The following is a 21,376-nucleotide window of genomic DNA, read 5'->3' as shown; positions in this document are numbered from 1 at the left end:
TTAGTATCTAAATCCTCTCACATTAATAAAGTTGTCGAAGTTATATCCCAGACCAATCATGAAGCTGTTTCCTCCATAACTTTGGATATCAGATAATCCAAGGTTATAGGTAGCTCCGATCATGAATTTATTGAATCTTACTTTTACAATTGGAGAAATACTCAGGTCCTGATTGTCAAATCTGTTCTGAACCGTTCTGTAGCTTACCCCGAAAGAGAATGCGTTGATATCATTGGAGAATGTCGCCATCAGGTTCCAGTCGATCATTCTTGTTGAGTTTGTATTAAGGTTGATCAATGCTGACGGTGCAATTGTAATATTATCAGCAATGTTCCAGTTGTATCCTAAGTTTAGGAAGAATTTAATTGGAGAAGGTTCGTAGTTGTTTACGATAGAAGCATCATTACTTAATGCAATGTCATTTACGGAAACACCTCCGAATAAACCTCTGTAGGTAGCAGCCAAACCGAAGTTCGCATATACCATGAAGATATTACTTTCCTCCCCTCTTAATAACGGGTCACCTCCTTCTTCAGTATTGATTTTTGAATAGTCAAAATTCATGTTATAGAAGTTAACACTTGTACCAAAAGAGAACTGGTCTTTTCTGTCTCCTTCGCTACTTAGCGGAATAAAATATGAAGCACCAGCCGTAATACCACCCGCAGAGATCGGTCCGTTACTGTCTCTGAATACGGAAATACCAGCACCTACTCTATCAAAGATATTCGCATTGATCCCGATTGACTGTACATTCGGAGAATTACTGAATTTTGAAAATTGTTGTTGATAATTGGCGTTGAGCTGTACGTAATCTGTTTTTCCGTATTGAGCTGGGTTGAACAGGAACTCACCATCCAAAAGATATTGCTGATAGTATGGTAGTGATTCTTGTGCTTTGTATGCATTTGACAAAAGAGCTAAACATACGATAGCATATAGTTTTCTCATAACAAATCTTGATTTCAATTCAACAAATATAAAAAAATTCTCAATATATTTTTAGTTTTCCAAATAATTTCTCCATTTTTTTACAGCATCCGCCATATCTTTGGGCATTGGGCTCTCAAAATATAATTCCTTCTTTGTTGTTGGGTGTATAAATCCGAGGGTATGTGCATGAAGGGCATGTCTTGGCAAAATTTCAAAAACATTTTTAATAAATTGCTTGTATTTCGGAAGATTTACCCCTCTTAAAGGAGTATGTCCTTCATATCTTTCATCATTAAACAAAGTATGCCCTATATGTCTGAAGTGCGCTCTGATCTGGTGTGTTCTTCCCGTCTCCAGCTTACACTCTACCCAGGTCATGTATTTGAATCTTTCCAACACTTTATAATGCGTTACTGCGTGTTTTCCCTGGCTGCCGTCTTCATAAACAGACATTTGCATCCTGTTTTTAGGATGCCTTCCGATATGGCCTCTTATGGTTCCTTCATCTTCCTGAAGATTTCCCCATACAAAAGCCCAGTATAACCTCTTCGTGGTCCGGTTAAAGAATTGTTTTGCCAAAAAGCTCAGAGCATATTCATTCTTGGCAATGACCAGCAGTCCTGATGTATCTTTATCAATCCTGTGAACAAGCCCTACCCTGTCAAGATCGGATTTCTCACCATTCTTTTCAAAATGATACGCCAGCGCATTCACCAATGTTCCGTCCCAGTTTCCGAATCCCGGATGCACCACCATTCCTGCTTCCTTATCCACAACAACAAGGTCATCATCTTCATAAATAATATTCACAGGAATATCCTGCGGGATAATGACATTCTCTCTCGGAGGGTGCGCAAGCAGTACAGAGATCTGATCGCCGGGCTTCACACGGTAATTCTGCTTTACTGCAACTCCGTTCACGATCACGTTTCCGGCTCTGCAGGTTTGTGAAATTTTATTTCTTGAAGAATTCTGTCTGTATATTAAAAGGAACTTATCGATTCTTAAAGGTTCCTGTTTGCTGTCAACAGTGATATTAAGATGTTCATACAATCCTTTATTTTCCTCATCAATATCGATGTTTTCAATACTGTTGGAATCTAATAATTCTTCATCTAAAAAATCGTCGTTATCTTCTGACATTGTTTTATATTTTTTTACACAAAAGGCCTCAACATTTGCAGTTGAAGCCTGTATTTTTGATATTAATCTGATCTTATTCTACGACAACCTTCTTGGCTTTCGGCTTTTGCGCAGGCTGTTGTGTTGTTGTGGATGCAGCCGGCTTGGCTGTATTATTTGCCGTAGCATGAGTACCATTCCCTGCAGAAGTTTTAGGCTTTTCTGCTGTTGAAGCAGCTGGTTTAACAGCTGTAGTCTGAGTTTTAGGAGTCTCTGTTTTCGGTACTTCAGGCTTTGGGGTTTCTCTTCTTGGGGCAGGAGCAGGCACTGCGGGAGCTTCATAACTTGGCTCGCTATGAACTTCTTCATATCGTACCGGAGGAAGTGAAGTATCTACTTTCATACGGTAGATAGAATTCAGCTGTTCCACTTTAGCTCTTAATTCAGCAGGAGTTTTCTTACTTGCCCAAAGGTCAATCTGCATGCCCTGGTCACGAACATCTCCGGCAGCAGGATCCTGATAATAAATGATATCAGATTCATCATTACTGCCATCTTCATGTTCTACCAATCCTACTTCAAACATACTCTTGGTAATGACAGCTCTTGCTTCTTTTACCGTAAGTCCGACAACGTTAGGAATAGAAATATTTCTCATTGGTCCGGAACCTACCACGACATCAATTACTGAGAATCTTGGTAAACGGGTACCCGGATTTACAGCATTTCCTTTATATAATATTCTTAAAAGAGCATCTTTCTGAATACTAGGCTCATAAATTGTATCACCGATTTTAAGACCTACCTGATCCAGTCTCTGGAAAGCCAGCCCGGAATATTTATTGATAACATTCGGAACAGCAATAGGAGCCCATGTTCTGGGATTTACTTTAAGCGTTACAGTTCTTCCGTCTTTTACACGGGAACCTGGCGCAGGATAAACCTGCAAAACCTGAAATGGTCTGTATTTAGGATCGTAATTGGCACTGTCTACCTCATATTCCAACCCTGTATCGTCTAATATTTTAACAGCATCATGTACTGATTTGTTTACAACATTGGGAACAGGAATTTCCTGACCATGATTAGTATGGTACTCCAACCAGCGAAATGTGAGCCATACCAACCCAACGAAAACACCGATGGCTACTACTAAATTCAGTAAAACTTTCCAATTGAAAAGTGATTTAAGCATACTTAAAAATACTTTAATTATAACCGCAAATATAGCTAATAATTTTAGAATGGACTTTTTATTTAACACAATTCATTTTTGATTTTAAAATTTGCCGATTTCCCGTATTGCATTATATAAAATGATTAAATTTGCCTTAATTGATACTATATGGTTATGAATAAAAAAAGTGTTGCCGTAGTAATGGGAGGCTATTCTGATGAATATGTCGTTTCCTTAAAAAGCGGACAATTGATTTATGATTCTCTGGACAGAAATCTCTATGACGTATATAAAGTAGTAGTTCTTAAAGATGAATGGTATTTTTTAGGAGAAAATGATAAAAAATATGCCATCAACAGAGGTGATTTTTCTGTGACTTTGGATAATGGAGAGACCTTACAATTTGATGTCTGCTTCAATATCATCCACGGAACACCGGGAGAAAACGGAATTCTTCAGGCATACTGGGACGCCATAGGTCAAAAATATACAGGCTGCGGTTTTTACCAGAGCGCGCTTACATTCAATAAAAAAGATACACTGGCTGTACTTTCAAAATATGGGATTCCTTCTGCGAAAAGCATTTATTTAAGAAAAGGTGAAGACATTAATGTAGATGAAATCGTATCAGAGCTGAAGCTTCCTTTATTTGTAAAACCTAATCAATCCGGATCTTCTCTGGGAATTTCAAAAGTAAAAGAAAAATCTGAGCTGATTGCTGCTACTGAAATTGCCTTCAAAGAAGATGATGAAATTCTGATCGAAAGTTTCTTAAACGGAATGGAAGTATCTGTAGGAGTTATTGATTTTAAAGGAGAAACCATTGTTTTAGGAATCACAGAAATTGTTCCTACCAATGAGTTCTTCGATTATGAGGCAAAATATGAAGGTGCTTCTGAAGAAATTACACCGGCTAGAATTGACGAAGAAACCACAAAAAGAGTGGAGGAAATTGCAAAAAGAGCTTACAATTCATTAGGAATGAGTGGTTTTTCAAGAAGCGAATATATTCTGATGGACGGTATTCCTTACATGCTGGAAATGAACACCAACCCTGGGTTCTCTCCTGCAAGTATTCTCCCTCAGCAGGCAAAACATTATGGAATTTCCATCATGGATCTTTGTGGAAATGAAGTAGAAAAAGCGCTTAATAAATAATAAGAAGTTAGAAATTAGAGGTTAGAAGTTAGAGATTGAATACACTTTTAACAAATAATTCACTACTCAAAATCATAACTCGTACAACATGAAAATTGCTGTTTTCCCAGGGTCTTTTGACCCGATTACACTAGGACATTACGATATTATAGAAAGAGCAGCTCCGCTATTTGATAAATTAATTATCGCTATCGGACAGAACTCTCAGAAAAAATATATGTTCCCTCTTGAAAAAAGAATGGAATTTATCCAGAATTCAGTCGCTGAATTTCCCAATGTGGAGGTAGATTATTTTGAAGGACTTACTGTGGATTACTGTTTTGAAAAAAACGCACAATACATCATCAGAGGTCTTAGAAATCCGGCCGATTTCGAGTTTGAAAAAGCAATTGCCCATACCAACAGGACTTTAGCCCACAAAAAACTGGAAACGGTATTCTTACTGACTTCTTCAGGAAAATCTTTCATCAGCAGCAGTATTGTAAGAGAGATCATTAATCACGGAGGTGAATACGAATTATTGGTTCCTGAATCCGTGAGAGTGGAGCGATAAGTATAAGCAATGAGCAATAAGTAATGAGTAATTTTGATAGAGTAGATTTTAACCAAATTTTCCGCGAAAGAACCAAAAGTTTTTCTATTGCTATCATTAGAGCGCTATCTTCATTACCTTATTCGGATGATATTTCAATAATAAGGAAACAAATTATCAGATCCGCAACTTCTGTGGCAGCCAATTACAGAGCAGTATCCAGAGCAAGATCAGATAAAGAAAAGTTTGCTAAAATGTGTATCGTAGTCGAAGAAATTGATGAAACTCAGCTTTGGCTTGAAATTATTGAAGAATTAGAATATGTAAGTCCGGAAAAAATTTTACATTTAAAAACAGAATGTGAAGAACTTGTAAAAGTTATGACGACATATAAATTTAAGCTATCGCAAATTTAATGGCATAATTTTTATTACTCATTGCTCATTATTTATTACTCATCCTGAATATATGCACGAACAGTTCAATTTTGCAATAGAAGTCCTGGGGACCATTGCCTTTTCCATGTCTGGAAGTTTTGCAGCGATGCAGAAACGGCTGGATCCGTTCGGGGTACTTATTATCGCATTTGTAACCTCTGTGGGAGGAGGAACTGTAAGAGACCTGCTTCTTGATATTCCTGTATTCTGGATGCATGATCTGCTCACATGTGGGCTGATTCTGGTAACCAGCATTTTTTCAATGGTTTTCAAATCCCTTGAAAAAAATTTCAAGGTAACCTTGTTTATTTTCGACAGCTTTGGTCTTGGCTTATTTACTATTATCGGAGTTCAGAAGGGTTTAAATGCAGGTATTCATCCCATGATCTGTATTGCATTGGGAACCATAACCGGGTGTTTCGGAGGGATAATCCGGGATATACTGCTTAACAGAATTCCATTGATTTTCAGAAAGGAAATTTACGCTACAGCATGTATTGTAGGAGGAGCAGCATTTCTTCTGATGACCAGGTATGCACCGTTTTCCTATACTTTTGTGCAGGTCTTCACTATTTTACTGATTGTTGCCATACGAACATTTGCTGTCAAATACCATTGGCAGATCCCAAAGTTCTATGGTCATGATCACAGTTCGGAAATGTAGAATCAATCTTCACAGATATAAAAAAAGCACCTCTAAGGGTGCTTTATATTTTTAAGTGACTAGAAGAATTTTCCTCTGTTTCTCATATGAGGATTATGCATATGTTTCTGCATCGTTGGCATTTTCAACTGCTCTTTCATCATTTTGATCTGATCAGTCATCATTCCTGCACTGTCTAATCTCTTTGCTTCTTCCAACAGCTTCTGCCCTTCCTGTTTTCTCCCTTTGGAAATAGCGGCTGCAGCAAGATTTAAAGTAGCCATTGCTCTGTCATGCTTCATATTCAAACCGTATTCCAATGCCTTTTTCATGAAAGGCTCTACTTTTGCAGGGTGATCCTGAGCCTGGGTCAAACCAGACAAATAGTGAAAATATCCGTATTGAGTCTTATGAAGCTGTGTTTTATAGTCTGTAATTTTTGATAACCATTCTCCGGCTTTCTCCATATTCTGCTTTCTTAATTGCCAGAATGCCAAAAGGATATATTCATTTTTAAAGAATAGCAGGATTGGAAATGCAGCCAAAAGGAATACAACAATACCCCACCCAAGATTTCTCGTGAAGAACATCATATAAAGTCCCAGTAAAATAAGGACTGCTGCTACTGCAATTTTTATGTATTTATTCATTATTAAATTTTAGAAGTGCAAAGATAATAAATTTAAGGCTTAAAGTTCAAAAAGTCAATAGTGAATGGTCAATTCGCTGTGCCTGTTAATTTTTATACCTGTGAGAAATTCACGATTCACTTTGCAAAGCAAAAATTGACTATTGACCCCTATACTTCTTTTTTTATTCTTTCAAACGTCTGGAAACAGAAATCATAACCGTTCTTTTCATCTTTTTCATGACAGATTTCATTGGTCATTTTCCAGATTTTAGGATCTATTTTCGGGAAAAATGTATCCGCTTCAAGATCTGCTTTCACTAAGGTAACTTCAAGTCTGTCTACCACATCCATAGTCTGCTCATAGATATTTCCACCTCCGATCACGAAAACTTCTTCATCAATCTTTTTTGCAAATTTCAATGCTTCCTTGATGCTTCCTACAATTAGAATTCCTTCCTCAAACCAGTCTTTTTTTCTTGACACAACAATGTTGGTACGGTTTGGAAGGGCTTTTCCGATACTTTCATATGTTTTTCTTCCCATAATAACCGGATGCCCTGAAGTAATTTCCTTAAAATGTTTCAAATCTTTGGGAAGATGCCAAAGCAACTGGTTTTCAAAACCAATCTCATTTTTCTCTCCCATCGCCACCACTATTGTTGTCATTCAAATAATTTTTTACAAAATTAGCACATAATTTGTATATTTGGTTAGCACAAAAAATTTAAAAAAATAAACTATGAAAAATAAAGGATGTCTGGGTGCAGGAACCATTGGTATCGCCCTCCTTATTATTGTTGCTGTTCTATTCTTCTGGGGAAAAAGCGGCTATAACAATTTTGTTAACAAAGAACAGACTGTGAACGCAAAATGGTCTAATGTAGAAACAGTATATCAGAAGAGAGCCAACCTTATCCCTAACCTTGAAAGAACCGTAAAATCGTATTCAAAATTTGAGCAGGAAACTTTAACACAGGTTGTGGAAGCACGTTCCAAAGCTACTTCTATCAATATTGATCCAACGAATATGACTGAAGCTGATCTGGCAAAATTTCAGGCTGCACAGGGAGAACTATCCGGAGCATTGAGCAGATTGATGGCTGTGGTAGAGTCTTATCCTAACTTAAAAGCGGACCAGCAGTATATCAATTTTCAGAGAGAGTACACTGCTATCGAAAACAGCATCAGAACTGAAACTGTTTATTACAACGATGCTGCACAGGATTACAACACGTCTATCAAGACTTTCCCGAATAATATTCTGGCGAATTTCACCAACTTTAAAGAAAAACCTTATTTCAAAGCTGATGCAGGAGCTCAGAAAGCCCCTGAAGTATTCAAATAATAATGGGTAATTTCCTAACAAATCAACAGATCGCTTCCCTTGTGGAAGCGATTCAGTCTGCGGAAGATCATTCTACGGGAGAGATCAGGGTGCATATTGATTCCAATACGGAAAACCGCGATGCCAAAACAGCTTTTGAGGTTTTCAAAAAACTCGGTATGGACAAAACCACTGACAGAAATGCGGTTCTTTTCCATGTCAATTTTGAACAGAAATATCTTACTATCATTGGCGATATAGGAATCCATGAAAAGGTAAAGCAGAGTTACTGGGATCATCTTCACGATTACATTACCGCTGAATTTGCCAAAGGAAATTATTACAAAGCACTGAAAAGTGCTATCCTGGAAACAGGACTTGAACTCAAAAAACATTTTCCTGTAAAAGGAGAAAATCCAAACCAACTCCCAAATGAAATTACGTTCTCTTAAAATAGTATTTTCATTTTTATTACTATGCTTTTACACATTTGTATCAGCACAGTATACTATTCCCGAAAAACCTGCAGTGCTGTATCCTGTTTTTGATGAAGCCGGACTGCTTTCACAGCAGGAAAAGGATGCGCTCAATAATAAACTGATCAAGTTTGCAGATTCTACCTCAACGGAAATTGAAGTGGTGATCATCCGCTCTACCAAAGGGGAAGATGTCAACTTTCTGGCAACCATGTTTGGTGAGAAATGGAAAATCGGGAAGAAAGATGTGGATAACGGAGTGGTTTTCCTGATTGCAACAGAAGACAGAACAATGTCTATCCAGCAGGGACGTGCCGTGGAACAATATCTTACAGCTTCAGTAGCTGGACAGATCCTGGATTATATCGTCACTCCAAATTTCAAGAAAGGACTTTGGTATGAGGGAATCAATGGAGGAACCTCAGCCATTATGGAGGCAGTTCAGGGAAAATTCAAACCGGTAGCGACAACGGCTCCTTCCGGTAACGGAAGTGCTTTTAAAGTTCTGATCATCGCTTTTGTTATTTTCATCATTATTGCCATTCTTTTTGGAAACAGAGGCGGCGGACGCGGTGGAAACAATGACGACGACGATGATGTAATTATCACCAGAAGAGGACGCAGAAATTATCCTGGTGGTTTCTTCCCATTCCCTGGAAGCTTCGGAGGAGGTGGCTTTGGAGGCGGAAGTTCCGGCGGTGGCGGCGGATTCGGAGGCTTCGGCGGTGGCGGAAGCTTTGGAGGCGGTGGTGCATCCGGAGGCTGGTAACAAATACATTTTAAAAATCATATAAATCAGGTCATTAACGATCTGATTTTTTTATTTAAAACACTAAAATAATACCAATTCTTTAACTTTTCTTAATGTTAAATTGATCTTTAGATATTAAAAAATTAATAAAACCATACAAAAACCGTCTTTAATTCAATATTTTTTCACTATATTTACTGAAAACAGGATTATGAAGAAGACGCTGGTAGTATTTGCACACCCTTATCTGGAGCACTCCAATTCGAATGTAGAGCTCATCAATTTCTACGTTCGCCACCAGCATTATACCTTAAGAGATCTTTATGAAGAATATCCTGACTTTCATATCGCTGCCTTCAGAGAAAGGAAACGTCTTAAAAATTACGATAGGTTTATTTTCCAGTTTCCCCTGATATGGTTCGGAATGCCGCCTCTCCTCAGGTTATGGATTGATGAAGTATTCGACAGAGACTGGCTTAAAGAGGGCGAATACAATCCACTGGAAGGAAAAGAAGTTTATATTCTGGTCACTACCGGAGGAAAAGAAAGATCTTTCAGTAAAACCGGCACATACCAGTATACCATAGATGAACTGATCAGCGGACTGATAGTTTCTTTAAAAGTTTTCAAAGCAGATATTAAGCATATCAAAATCGTTTACGAGGCCAACAAATTATCCAAAAAAGAAATTATTTTACATAAAAAAGAATTCACAGAACTCCTTAATCAATAACATATGGAATCCAGCTTAGCGATGAACACATTAATTTTTCTGGGTGTAGCCATTATCATGGTTCCATTGGCCAGGAAATTAGGGCTGAGCTCTGTGATTGGTTATATCCTGGGTGGAATTATTATAGGTCCATATGTACTCAGGCTTACAGGAAAAAATGTAGATGATATCATGCACGCCAGTGAATTTGGTGTTATCATGCTTTTGTTTCTTGTAGGATTAGAACTGGAACCCCGGAAATTCTGGGAAATGCGGAAGAAAATAATGGGACTGGGACTTTCCCAGATGGTACTTACGATTGCATTATTATTCGTTGTATTCATCAGTGCAGGATGGAGAATAGACAAAGCGGTTGCCATTGCTATGTGTTTTGCGCTATCTTCCACGGCAATTGTTCTGCAGACCTTACAGGAAAAAAATAACCTCAAGACCACTGCCGGAGAAGCCTCATTCTCCACCCTCCTTTTTCAGGACATTTCAGTGATTCCTATTCTGGCAATACTTCCAATTATAGCCAATTACAAGGCCAAGCATCACGATAATGAAATCCAGATTCTGATTCAGAAACTGCCGGAATGGCTTCAGGCAGGAACTGTAATTTTCGGTGTTGCCTTGCTTATTTTATTAGGAAGATATGTTTTTGTTCCCTTTCTTCGTTATGTTTCAAAATCGGGTATGACAGAGCTGCTGACGGCTTCTTCTCTATTCCTCGTTATCGGGGTTTCAGAGCTGATGGTTGTTATTGGTCTTTCACCCGCTCTGGGAGCTTTCCTTGCCGGGGTGATGCTGGCCAACAGTGAATTCCGTCATGAGCTGGAAGCACAGATTGATCCGTTCAAGGGACTTTTACTGGCTGTATTTTTTGTCAGTGTAGGTTCTACTATTAATTTTAATATTATTCAGAAAGATCCCTTGTTTATATTCAGTACTGTTTTTGCTGTACTGGTTGTAAAATTTATCGTTTTATACACCATCGGAAAATTTTTCAGAATAGATACTCCTCAAAGTCTTTTTTATGCATTTGCGCTTTCCCAGGTAGGAGAATTTGCTTTTGTACTGCTTAATTATGCATCTGATCTTTATCTGTTAGGTCCCGAGATGAATGCACAGATGATGGCCGTTACGGCAATTACCATGTGTATCACTCCTATCCTGCTTATTATCAATGATAAATTTATTACTCCGAAATTCATTAAAGAAATTCCGGAAGAAGAGCACGATTTTAATATCCTTGGAAGTGAAGTTACCCAAAAGAAAATTATCATTGTAGGTTTTGGTCATTTCGGAAGTACCGTGGGACGTCTTTTAAAAGCTAATAAAATACCAGCAACAGTTCTGGACCGTGATTCTGATCGTGTAAAACTGCTCAGAAGCTACGGCTTTAAAGTATATTATGGTGATGCTACCAGAATTCCTATTCTAAGGGCAGCAGGAATTGAAGATGCCGAGATTCTTGTTTTATGTCTGGATGATCCGGATGATAATAAGTTTATTGCGGAACTGGTACGCGAACATTATCCCGATGTGAAAATTTTTGTAAGGGCTAAAAACAGGATTGATGCTTATGACTATCTCAATAACGGGATCAATCATATCTACCGTGAAACCTTAGGAACAGCAGTTGATATGGCTGTGGATGTTCTTCATGAAACAGGAATGAGAAAATATGCAGCAAGACGTCTGGGACAAAGGTTTATGGCTATTGATAAAGCCTCAATCCGGAAGCTGGCAAAAATGAAAGAAGAAGATGACGACATTACCCTCTTTACCACAAAAGAAATCCTCCAGCGTGAGGAGGAATTGTTAGCTTACGATAATCTTAATTTTGATAATAAAAACTGGGAAGGTTCCTCATCCGCTGATGAAGAAGATGAGGAAGAATCCCAGGATTAGTTTATTGGATGTTTACGCTTCCACCACTGCTTTCCTCCTTGATTACATTCTTAAGTTCTCCTTTTTTGGAGATATCCACACTTCCTCCGGATGAAGCACCGGCTTTCACACTGGAAACAGCACTGATGTGAACACTTGCCCCGCTGGAAGCATCTGCTTCTACATCATCTGCAATTACTCCTTTGGCTGAAACACTGCTGCCTGAAGAGGCACTGATATCTGCTTTTTTTGCTTTTCCTGAAAGATCAAGAGTAGATCCTGAAGAAGATTCAATATCAAGGTTTATGGCCCATATTTTACCATCAAAGCTACTGCTGCTGCTTACGTTGATATCCATATCGTTAGCCTCCAGATCTCCGGAAATACTTCCTGCACTTGAAGCTTCGATGTCTGTTTTTTCCTGGGTAAATTTATCTTTTACAATAATTCGCGCGGCTGAATCTGCTAAAAGTTTTTTAAAATCCTTTGCATAAATTTTCGCAGTCACTTTGCTGATGTTCATTACTCTGATCCCCGGTTTATAATGAATGTGAAGTTTTCCGCCATCATTATCTATAAGAATTTCATCAATGATACTTTGAGGTGCCGAAATTTCTACTTTTTCCGTTTCAGATTTTATAACCTCAGCTTCAATAGCCTGTGAAACCTGAATTTCATCAAAGTCTCCTGTAAATTCTTTATGCTGCATCGGGCCGGTTTCTTTGCTTACCACTTTTTCTACCCAATTACCTCTGTCGCCTTCCCTGTCTCTGTTTCTGTTCTCATGTTTATCATTACATGAAGTCAATGCCACTAAGGCTGAAAAAATAAATAAAGTCCCTGTTTTCATGTTTATTTCTTTTGTCAATTATTTGTTTGATTTCTTTATATTTAAATAACAACTAATTTATAAAAAATATTACATTACCATTGAAAATACTGTAACAGCTTATCCATTCCCTTTCAAACAGCTTTTTTGAACATTTTCTGAATTATGCAGTACAAAAAATATTCACAAAGCGGCTTCAATAAATACATTTTCGAATATATATTCTATGATATAAGTTTTTAATATCTTTATGGTTTAATAACAATTATATTTATGAAGAATATTTCATCGGTATTATTAATTTCTGCCTTGGCGTTCAATCAATCTTGTACTACAATGAAACAGACCGATATTCAACAGGAGCTTCCTGCCCCTGATCCCTCTTTATCTTCAAATCCTTTTATGAAGAAGAGCAAGCTTCAATACGAAGCTCCGGAGTTTGACAAAATTAAAAACGAACATTTCAAACCTGCTTTTGACTTTGGTTTAAAGCAACATGAAGCTGAAATCATCAAAATTGCCAACAATCCGGCAGCCCCTACTTTTGAAAATACCATCGTAGCATTGGAAAAAAGCGGTGAAGTATTGAGAAGAGCACAAATTGTTTTCTCTAATCTTACCAGTGCCAATACGAACCCTACTTTGCAGGCTTTGGATGAAGAATATGCTCCTGTTTTCGCAGCACATTCTGATAAAATGTACCTTAATGAAAATCTTTACAAAAGAATACAATCCATTAAAGAAGACGGCCTTGATTCTGAAAGTAAGAGACTGGTTCAGTTTTATAAGCAAAACTTTGAAATTGCAGGTGCCAATCTTTCTGCAGCTGACAAAGAAAAATTAAAGCAGATCAATCAGGAACTGGCTTCTCTTTCTACCCAATATGCCAACAAATTACTGGAAGCAAGAAAGCAGGGAGGTGTATTTTTCTCAGATGCAAAAGAACTTGACGGACTTTCCGCTGATGAAATTGCAGCGGCTGCATCTGATGCCAAAACGGCAGGCCAGCCGGGAAAATATCTTCTGGCTTTACAAAATACTACGCAGCAACCTCTTTTACAAAATTTAAAAAACAGAGCAACCAGAGAAAAGCTGTTCAAAGCTTCATGGACAAGAGCTGAAAAAGGGGATGCTAATGATACAAGAGCAACTATTGAACAACTCGCTAAACTGAGACTGAAAAAAGCTCAGATTCTGGGAAAGAAAAATTTTGCAGAGTGGAAACTTCAGGATCAGATGGCAAAAACTCCTGAAGCAGCAACAAAGCTGATGAACCAGATTGCTACTCCGGCAGTGGAAACAGCCAGACGTGAAGCAAAAGACATTCAGGATCTTATCGACCAGCAAAAAGGAGGTTTTAAAGTAGAGCCATGGGACTGGAATTTCTATGCTGAACAGGTAAGAAAAGCAAAGTTTGACCTGGACGAAAGTGAAATAAAACCTTATTTTGAAATTACAACCGTTCTTGAAAAAGGAGTTTTCTTCGCTGCCGAAAAATTCTATGGATTAACTTTCAAAAAGAGAACAGATCTTCCGGTTTATCACCCTGACGTAGTAACGTATGAAGTTTTTGATCATGATGGAAAATCTATCGCCATCTATTATCTGGATTTCTATACAAGAGATTCTAAAAACGGAGGGGCATGGATGAGTAATTTTGTTGAGCAGTCTTATCTATTAGGAACAAAACCTGTAATCGTTAATTGCTACAATTATCAGAAACCGGCTCCGGGGAAACCTTCACTGATCAGTTATGATGATGTTTCAACCATCTTCCATGAATTCGGACATTCTATTCACGGAATGTTTGCCAGCCAGAAATATCCTTCGCTTTCAGGAACGAATGTACCGAGAGACTTTGTGGAATTCCCTTCTCAGATCAACGAGCATTGGGCTTTAGATCCTGTCGTTCTGAAAAACTATGCCGTTCATTATGAAACAAAACAGCCTATTCCACAGGCTTTGGTAGAAAAAATCAAAAAGGCAGCTACATTCAATCAGGGCTATATGACTACTGAATTGGTTTCTGCGGCTGAACTTGATATGGATTGGCATACTGTAAGCAATGAAAGCCAGTTTATTCCTGTTCTTGATTTTGAAAAGCAGTCATTAGCCAATCATGGATTCAATTTAGCAACGGTTCCACCAAGGTATCACACACCTTATTTCGCCCACATCTGGGGAGGTGGATATTCTGCAGGATATTATGCTTACTTATGGTCTGAAACACTGGACAATGATGCATGGGAATGGATCAGCAAAAATGGCGGATTGACCAGAGAAAATGGTGACCGTTTCAGAAAATATATTCTATCAGTAGGAAATTCTGTAGATCTCAACCAGGCATTCAGAGACTTTACAGGACACGATCCGGATATCAAACCTTTATTGAGAAACAGAGGGTTTATTAAATAAATCAAACGGAAGCATTCTTTAATCAGAGTGCTTCTTTTTTTATACATATTTTCGATAAATAAAATTCTCTATGTTTCGGCTGAAGCCGGTGTATTTTTGTTTATTATTTTTAACGGGCTAAAGCCCGTTTCTATTGAAAATATAATAATTTAACATTATAAAAATTCATATAGGCAGAAGTCGTTTCTATTGATATTGATTATTTTTGCATTCAAAATTTAAAATTCAATATATGGACTGTCCATGCTGTTCAGGAAAATCCTACGAAGAATGCTGTAAACCTTATCACACCGGAGAAAAACATGCGCCTACCGCTGAAGCTCTGATGCGTTCAAGATTCTCCGCCTTTGCCATTCCGAATGGTGAATATCTGATGGAAACTACCCTTCCGGGAAAAAGAAAGTATCACAATAAGAAAGATCTTCAGGAATGGGGAGAAATTAACCAATGGACAAAACTGGAAATTATAAGAACGCCTGCACTTAACCATGTAGAGTTTAAGGCTTATTATACAGATCAGGACGGCCATCCGCAGATTCATCACGAATTCTCTGTCTTTCAGAAAATGCATGACCGCTGGTATTATGTTTCAGGAGAGTTTTTAGATTAGGACATATAATGTCGTGTGATGCTTTGCGCATAGAATCACCCCGTTAAAAATTCTTTGAATTTTCGCCATCACTCCGGTGGAGGGGAATGTCAAACAATCAATAACTGTTATATCCTTATAAATAAAAAATGTCCGACAAGATCGGACATTTTTATTTTTTAGTGAGCATCTGTTCCGTCAATTCCGTGAGCGTGACCGTGTGCCAATTCTTCTTCTGTAGCCGGACGGGTATTTAAAACTTCTACCTGGAAGTCTAAAACTTTCCCTGCCATTGGGTGGTTAAGATCTGCTACCACAACTTCAGGAGTAATTTCTACTACAAATGCCTGGAAGTTGTTTCCCTGATTGTCAGATAAAGGCAAAATAGCTCCTACCGGCGGAAGTCCTGATTCTTTAAACATCTCCACTGGTAATTGTGCAATAGCATCCGGCTGTCTTTCACCGTAAGCTTCTTCAGGCTGAATCACAAAAGCAGCCTTGTCGCCAGCTTTTAAGCCTAAGATATTTTGTTCAAATTTTGGAATCATCATTCCCACACCATACAAAAATGTAAGCGGATTTTCTGTTGTTGTCTCTTCTACAAGAATCTTACTTCCATCTGGTTCGATAGTGTGAAGTATATACTTTACAGCTACAACGTGATTGTTTTCAATTGTCATATTTTTCTTTTTTTCGTGATTTTGTCTCACGATTAATGATACAAATATACTGTTTTTGAAATGATTCAGTGAGCTAGGAAGATGGGAGATGGAAGAAGGAAGCTATGAAAGGCATAAAGAAAAATCTTTCTCTCTTTTTTAGCCTTTATTTTTTCGGGCCTCCTCTCTCTTTTTCTGTCTCAGGACAAAAAGATATAAGCTTTCCACCTTTGTTCTGGCCCAAGGTGTTTTTCGCAGAAACTTCAGGGAAGAGTTGATACTTGGATTATCTGTAAAACATTTTATATTGATCTGTTCGCCAAGCCTTTCGAAACCTTCATAATATTCTACCAGTTCCTCAAGGATAGCATCCAGCCTTTTTCCGTGTAAAGGATCTTTGGACTGTTGTTCCATATTTTTTCTGCAAAATTAATTTATTATAAGTTTATATGGAAATCCACAATCCTTCTTCCCTTTTTGTTATTTTTGAAGAAGCTATTTCTCATCCATAAAAATTATCCGTTATCAAACATGAGCAAAAATAACGAAGCAAACAGGAAAAAAAATAAAAAGAAAATTGATCAGAAAAAACGTAAAATACAAAATGCAGAAGCAGAAAGGAAAGCGAGGTTAAAACAAATCCGGGAAGATTTCAAAGCAAGAGAAGCTGATAATAAGCCATAAATTGTTTTTAACCGAATTAAGGAAAACCTTATTTTTTAAAATTAAGTATTCTCTATCTTTACATGGTAATAGCTGCAAAATAATTCTTTACGAAGCAAGTTGAAAATTATGCAGCAAATATTCTTTTTTAATTCTCAAATTTAAATTATGAAAATCCTCCATACTGCCGACTGGCATTTGGGTAAACGTCTAGACCGTTTTTCAAGACTGGAAGAACAGGTTCTGGTGATGAATGAAATTGTTCAGATTGCTGATGAGCAAAACGTTGATTTAGTTTTAATTGCCGGTGATCTTTTTGATAATTTTAATCCAGGTGTAGAGGCAGTTGAACTTTTTTATAAAACACTGAAGCGTCTATCTCTGAATGGAAAACGGCCGGTGATTGCGATTTCCGGCAATCATGATTCTCCAAGTTTAATTAATGCTCCTGATCCTCTGGCGCGGGAATGCGGAATTATTTTAATCGGCCATCCCAAGACGGAAATTACTCCTTTCGGAACAGAATATTTTAACATAACCAACTCAAAAGAAGGTTTTATAGAACTGAAAATTGACGGGATAGATTTCCCTGTAAGAATCCTTCATACTCCTTTTGCCAATGAAATCCGTTTAAAGGAATATTTCGGCGAAAATAAAGAAGAAGAAATCAACAAAGTACTTTCTCAAAAATGGAAAGATCTTGCAGATCAGTTTTGCGATGATTCCGGAGTTAATCTTCTGACCGCTCATTTGTATATGAATAAAAGAGGAGCTGAAATTTTAGAAGAACCTGAAGGAGAAAAACCAATTAAAATAGGTAATGCAGATCTCATTTTCTCTGACAGCATTCCTGAACAGATTCAATATACAGCATTGGGTCATCTGCATGGTTTTCAGAATATCGGTACGAAGGAAAAGCCTGTGATTTATTCGTCTTCTCCTCTATGCTACAGTTTCAGTGAAGCCGGGCAGACAAAATATGTTTCTATTATTGATGCGGAGCCGGGAAAATCGGTTACCTATGAAAAAAAGACTTTAAAAAACGGAAGAGTCCTTGTCAGAAAAACTTTCACGTCTGTAGAAGATACGGTTCAGTGGCTGGGTGAAAACCCCAATACATTTATAGAACTCACATTGGAAAGTGAAACTTTTTTAACGGCTGATGAAAGAAGATTGATTTATCAGTCTCACAACGGAATTGTTCACCTTATTCCAAAAGTAAAAAATAAAGAATTTACCGAAGAACAGGCTCATGAAATCAATTTAAATCAAAATATTGAGCTGCTGTTCAAAGATTATTTTAAATCAAAAAACGGCGGGCAGGAAGCCAATGAAGAACTGATGAATTTGTTTAACGAAATTTTAAATGCATAAGCCATGATCCCTGTTCAATTAACTATCGAAGGACTTTACTCGTACCGGGAACGCCAGACCATTGATTTCAGAAATCTCACTGAGGCGGGGCTGTTTGGGATTTTCGGTGCGGTTGGTTCCGGGAAATCTTCAGTTCTTGAAGCAATTTCGTTTGCCTTATACGGTGAAACGGAGCGTCTGAATATGCGTGATAAAAGGGCTTATAACATGATGAATCTAAAATCAAACAGTTCTTACATAGAATTTGATTTTGTGAATTATGAGAATAAACTCTTCCGTGCCACCCGTGATTTTAAACGAAACTCCAAAAAATTCGAAGAGGTAAAGCCTAATGCTGTTACTTTTTATGAAAATATAGATGGAAAATGGATTCCTTTGGAGCACTCAAATGCAGAAGCTATCATAGGTTTAAGCTATTCCAATTTTAAGAGAACCATCATTATTCCGCAGGGACAGTTTAAAGAATTCCTTGAGCTGGGTGCCGCAGAAAGAACGAATATGATGAAGGAAATTTTTAACCTTCAGAAATTTGATCTTCAGAACAATGTTTCTGCACTCAATGTAAAAAACAGATCTGAACTGGATCAGCTTGAAGGGCAATTAAAAGGCTTTGAAGATATCAATGAAGAGAAAATCAAAATTCAGAAAGAGGAACTTACAGAGGAACAGAAAAAACTCTCGGAAGCCAATAAAAAACTGGAAAAGATTTCCCAGACCTATCAACAGCTGAAAAACCTGAAAAGTGATTTTGAAAGTTTGCAGCTGAATAAGGAAAAATTCAGTAAGCTCTCTGAAGAAAAGCCTCAAATGGATGCTTTGGAAGCAAAAGCAGAATTATATGACCATATTTTCAGAATCTTCAATCCGCTGATTATTGAGAAAAATAAGCTTTCCAAAGAAATTGCTGATAAACGGAACGAGAAAGAACAGCAAATTAAAATATGGCAGGAAACTGAAAAGGCTTTTACTGTTATAAAGAAAAAACTCGCTGCTCTTGAACCACAATTTAAGGCATTGGAGCAATCAAAAATTCAGGAAAATGATATGAACCTCATCGTTCAGATCCTGAAATTTTCTGAAGAAATAAAGACTTTAAATGAAAGAACCCGGAAAGGCTCTGAAAAGGTAAAAGAAGTAGATCTTAATAAGGAGAATATTCAAAAAACCATTGATGAACTTGCCGTACAGATTAAAACTTTAAAAGAACAAAAACTTGATTCAGCCTTACTTTCTGAAGTAGGCAACTGGTTTATCCAACAAAAGAACTTAAAAAAAATACAACAGCAGCAGGTTGAAAAAGTCGTGCAGCAGCAAAAACAGATTTCAGAAATTGGTGAGGAATTAAAACCTTTTGGCTATCATGAAAATTACAAAGACGATTTCAGAATCAGGAAGGAAACTTTAGAAGCTAAAAGAAAAGAGCTTTCCCTAAAACTGGATCATCTTAAAATACAAAAAGAGCTTTCCCGTTTTGCCGCTGAACTTCATGACGGCGAAAACTGCCCTCTCTGCGGTTCCAAAGAACATCCGCATATTGTGGAATTTCATGATGTGAATATTGAATTACAGGAGATTCAGGAGAATATTACAACCGTTGAGCAGGAATTGACTGCCGTTCAAAAACAGGAATCCGAAATTGAGAAAATCCTGGACCGCAAAAAAATCTTTGAAGAACAGCTTACTTCAGAGCAAAAAACGTTGCTCCGGATTCAGAAAGATATAGAGCATCATATCCTGAGTTTCACCTGGAAGCAATTTTCTCATGATCTGGAAGAGGAATTTGAGAAAAAACGTTCAGACTCATTTACACTGGAGAAAAAGATTGAAGAAACGGAGCGGAATATAGCATTGGAAAGAGAAGCGCTGGAAAAAGAAAACAAAACGCTGGAGAAATATAAGAGCGCACTAGAGGCTTTCAGGCTGGAAGAAGTTTCAAAACAGGAACAGATCAATATCAGCCGTTCCGGTCTTAAAATCCTGGACTGGAATCTGTATGCTCAAAAAACGACCTCAGAAATTGAAGATGCTTATCAAAAGCTGGTGCAGTCCAACAAAGAAACCGAAGAAAATTATAATAAAGCATCAGAGCAGGAAAAGATTCTTTCTCCAAAACTGACAGAACAAAAAACCATTGTCAGCCAAACTGAAAAACAAATTACAGAACTCGAGAAAGAGATTTCCGCAAATGAATCAGCTATAGCTAAGGCCTTGGCAGATCAAAATTTCACAGAATTTAAAGAAGTTGAAAATATTTTACTTCAGGAAATTAATATTCAGGTTGTGAGAACTCAAATTCAGAATTTCAAGATTGAATTTGAAGCTTTAAAGAAATTCATCGGAGAACTGGAATTAAAATTGAAAGGACTTTCATTTGACAGTAACCAGTTTTCGTTGGCTGAACAACAGCTTACTCAAGCACAGAACGAGCAAAAACAGATCAGCGATTCTGTGGTGACAAAGGCTGCAGAAATAGAGCGTCTGGAAAAAGAGTTCGTAAAAAAAGAAGAGCTGCTGAAGGCACTTGCAAAGCTTCAGAAACGTTCCGAAAATTTAAAGGTCATGATGAACCTGTTTAAAGGAGCTGGTTTTGTACAATATGTATCATCCATTTATCTTAGACAGCTTTGTGATCATGCCAATGTACGTTTCCACAGAATGACCAGAAACCAGCTGAGTCTGCAGCTTAATGAAAATAATGATTTCGAAATCATTGATTACCTCAACGAAGGGAAAAGCAGAAGTGTAAAAACGCTTTCGGGAGGACAAGCTTTTCAGGTATCGTTGAGTCTGGCTCTCGCACTGGCAGAAAGTGTTCAGGCCAACGCGCAGGCAGATAAAAACTTTTTCTTTATCGATGAAGGCTTTGGAACCCAGGATACGGAATCTGTGAATATTGTCTTTGAAACGCTTACCAACCTGATGAAAGAAAACAGGATTGTAGGTATTATTTCGCATGTTGAAGAACTGAAAGAGAAGATTCCTACCGCCCTCAATATTATCAAGGATGAAGAAAGAGGAAGTATCATTGAAATTATTTAATTCAATATATTGTAAATAA

General features: G+C 37.6%; 22 protein-coding genes. 14 read left to right on the top strand and 8 right to left on the bottom strand.

The genetic code is table 11. The annotated features are described in order from the left end of the window. From EL165_RS19550 to EL165_RS19540, 3 genes are all read right to left on the bottom strand, one after another. Complete coding sequence (locus tag EL165_RS19550) at window positions 1-951, bottom strand: PorP/SprF family type IX secretion system membrane protein (protein ID WP_002983604.1); 951 nt, start codon at window positions 949-951, stop codon at window positions 1-3. 51 nt (window positions 952-1,002) lie between these two features. Then, window positions 1,003-2,076 carry an RluA family pseudouridine synthase gene (locus tag EL165_RS19545; RefSeq protein WP_002983606.1) on the bottom strand — a complete coding sequence of 358 codons (1,074 nt, stop codon included), beginning with the start codon at window positions 2,074-2,076 and terminating at the stop codon, window positions 1,003-1,005. 73 nt (window positions 2,077-2,149) lie between these two features. Then, window positions 2,150-3,250 carry a PASTA domain-containing protein gene (locus tag EL165_RS19540; RefSeq protein WP_041462077.1) on the bottom strand — a complete coding sequence of 367 codons (1,101 nt, stop codon included), beginning with the start codon at window positions 3,248-3,250 and terminating at the stop codon, window positions 2,150-2,152. 156 nt (window positions 3,251-3,406) lie between these two features. On the opposite strand from EL165_RS19540, the gene EL165_RS19535 reads away from it, so the two are divergent. From EL165_RS19535 to EL165_RS19520, 4 genes are all read left to right on the top strand, one after another. Beyond that, complete coding sequence (locus EL165_RS19535; RefSeq protein ID WP_041462099.1) at window positions 3,407-4,390, top strand: D-alanine--D-alanine ligase; 984 nt, start codon at window positions 3,407-3,409, stop codon at window positions 4,388-4,390. An 88-nt stretch (window positions 4,391-4,478) separates the two neighbouring features. Beyond that, entirely contained in the window at window positions 4,479-4,943 is a 465-nt protein-coding gene (gene coaD / locus EL165_RS19530) for a pantetheine-phosphate adenylyltransferase (protein ID WP_002983612.1), read from the top strand. A gap of 23 nt (window positions 4,944-4,966) precedes the next feature. Continuing rightward, window positions 4,967-5,338: a four helix bundle protein gene (locus tag EL165_RS19525; protein WP_002983613.1), complete on the top strand. Its 372-nt coding sequence runs from the start codon at window positions 4,967-4,969 to the stop codon at window positions 5,336-5,338. Window positions 5,339-5,390: 52 nt separating this feature from the next. Further along, complete coding sequence (locus EL165_RS19520; protein WP_002983615.1) at window positions 5,391-6,023, top strand: trimeric intracellular cation channel family protein; 633 nt, start codon at window positions 5,391-5,393, stop codon at window positions 6,021-6,023. A 59-nt stretch (window positions 6,024-6,082) separates the two neighbouring features. On the opposite strand, the gene EL165_RS19515 is transcribed toward EL165_RS19520, so the two are convergent. Both EL165_RS19515 and EL165_RS19510 read right to left on the bottom strand, forming a co-directional pair. Then, window positions 6,083-6,652 (bottom strand): hypothetical protein, encoded by a 570-nt coding sequence (locus EL165_RS19515; RefSeq protein WP_002983617.1) that lies wholly within the window; start codon window positions 6,650-6,652, stop codon window positions 6,083-6,085. A 149-nt stretch (window positions 6,653-6,801) separates the two neighbouring features. After that, window positions 6,802-7,299 carry a dihydrofolate reductase gene (locus EL165_RS19510; protein ID WP_002983619.1) on the bottom strand — a complete coding sequence of 166 codons (498 nt, stop codon included), beginning with the start codon at window positions 7,297-7,299 and terminating at the stop codon, window positions 6,802-6,804. Between the two features lie 73 nt (window positions 7,300-7,372). Between EL165_RS19510 and EL165_RS19505 the strand changes: the two genes are divergently transcribed. The 5 genes from EL165_RS19505 (at window position 7,373) to EL165_RS19485 (ending at window position 11,810) form a co-directional block, all read left to right on the top strand. Next, window positions 7,373-7,978, top strand: coding sequence for a LemA family protein (locus EL165_RS19505; RefSeq protein WP_002983620.1), 606 nt, complete (start codon window positions 7,373-7,375; stop codon window positions 7,976-7,978). Window positions 7,979-7,980: 2 nt separating this feature from the next. Next, window positions 7,981-8,409: a TPM domain-containing protein gene (locus EL165_RS19500; protein ID WP_002983621.1), complete on the top strand. Its 429-nt coding sequence runs from the start codon at window positions 7,981-7,983 to the stop codon at window positions 8,407-8,409. After that, on the top strand, window positions 8,390-9,202 hold the full coding sequence (locus EL165_RS19495) for a TPM domain-containing protein (protein WP_002983623.1): 813 nt from the start codon (window positions 8,390-8,392) through the stop codon (window positions 9,200-9,202). The genes EL165_RS19500 and EL165_RS19495 overlap by 20 nt, the downstream gene beginning before the upstream one ends. Before the next feature lie 193 nt (window positions 9,203-9,395). Continuing rightward, window positions 9,396-9,917: an NAD(P)H-dependent oxidoreductase gene (locus EL165_RS19490; protein ID WP_002983625.1), complete on the top strand. Its 522-nt coding sequence runs from the start codon at window positions 9,396-9,398 to the stop codon at window positions 9,915-9,917. 3 nt (window positions 9,918-9,920) lie between these two features. Further along, complete coding sequence (locus tag EL165_RS19485) at window positions 9,921-11,810, top strand: monovalent cation:proton antiporter-2 (CPA2) family protein (protein WP_002983628.1); 1,890 nt, start codon at window positions 9,921-9,923, stop codon at window positions 11,808-11,810. 1 nt (window position 11,811) lies between these two features. Here the strand turns inward: EL165_RS19485 and EL165_RS19480 are convergent, their stop codons facing one another. Next, entirely contained in the window at window positions 11,812-12,639 is an 828-nt protein-coding gene (locus EL165_RS19480) for a GIN domain-containing protein (protein ID WP_002983630.1), read from the bottom strand. A 252-nt stretch (window positions 12,640-12,891) separates the two neighbouring features. Here EL165_RS19480 and EL165_RS19475 point away from each other — a divergent pair, with 252 nt between their 5' ends. Together EL165_RS19475 and EL165_RS19470 are read left to right on the top strand one after the other, a co-directional pair. Continuing rightward, a complete protein-coding gene (locus EL165_RS19475; protein WP_002983632.1) occupies window positions 12,892-15,033 on the top strand; it encodes a M3 family metallopeptidase in 2,142 nt (713 codons plus the stop codon). 232 nt (window positions 15,034-15,265) lie between these two features. Next, on the top strand, window positions 15,266-15,643 hold the full coding sequence (locus EL165_RS19470; protein ID WP_002983636.1) for a YchJ family protein: 378 nt from the start codon (window positions 15,266-15,268) through the stop codon (window positions 15,641-15,643). A 158-nt stretch (window positions 15,644-15,801) separates the two neighbouring features. Here EL165_RS19470 and EL165_RS19465 read toward each other — a convergent pair whose 3' ends face one another. Together EL165_RS19465 and EL165_RS19460 are read right to left on the bottom strand one after the other, a co-directional pair. Further along, a complete protein-coding gene (locus EL165_RS19465) occupies window positions 15,802-16,302 on the bottom strand; it encodes an FKBP-type peptidyl-prolyl cis-trans isomerase (protein ID WP_041462100.1) in 501 nt (166 codons plus the stop codon). Between the two features lie 138 nt (window positions 16,303-16,440). After that, window positions 16,441-16,695: a VF530 family protein gene (locus EL165_RS19460; RefSeq protein ID WP_002983640.1), complete on the bottom strand. Its 255-nt coding sequence runs from the start codon at window positions 16,693-16,695 to the stop codon at window positions 16,441-16,443. 117 nt (window positions 16,696-16,812) lie between these two features. On the opposite strand from EL165_RS19460, the gene EL165_RS25905 reads away from it, so the two are divergent. The 3 genes from EL165_RS25905 to EL165_RS19450 all read left to right on the top strand — a co-directional run bounded on the left by EL165_RS25905 (window position 16,813) and on the right by EL165_RS19450 (window position 21,357). Further along, on the top strand, window positions 16,813-16,965 hold the full coding sequence (locus tag EL165_RS25905) for a hypothetical protein (protein WP_002983641.1): 153 nt from the start codon (window positions 16,813-16,815) through the stop codon (window positions 16,963-16,965). 147 nt (window positions 16,966-17,112) lie between these two features. Continuing rightward, complete coding sequence (locus EL165_RS19455) at window positions 17,113-18,318, top strand: metallophosphoesterase family protein (RefSeq protein ID WP_002983643.1); 1,206 nt, start codon at window positions 17,113-17,115, stop codon at window positions 18,316-18,318. 3 nt (window positions 18,319-18,321) lie between these two features. Next, window positions 18,322-21,357 (top strand): AAA family ATPase, encoded by a 3,036-nt coding sequence (locus EL165_RS19450; protein ID WP_002983646.1) that lies wholly within the window; start codon window positions 18,322-18,324, stop codon window positions 21,355-21,357. Window positions 21,358-21,376 lie beyond the last annotated feature (19 nt).

Source organism: Chryseobacterium gleum (genome assembly GCF_900636535.1).
Classification (GTDB): domain Bacteria; phylum Bacteroidota; class Bacteroidia; order Flavobacteriales; family Weeksellaceae; genus Chryseobacterium; species Chryseobacterium gleum.
This window is presented reverse-complemented; position numbering and strand designations above follow the sequence as displayed.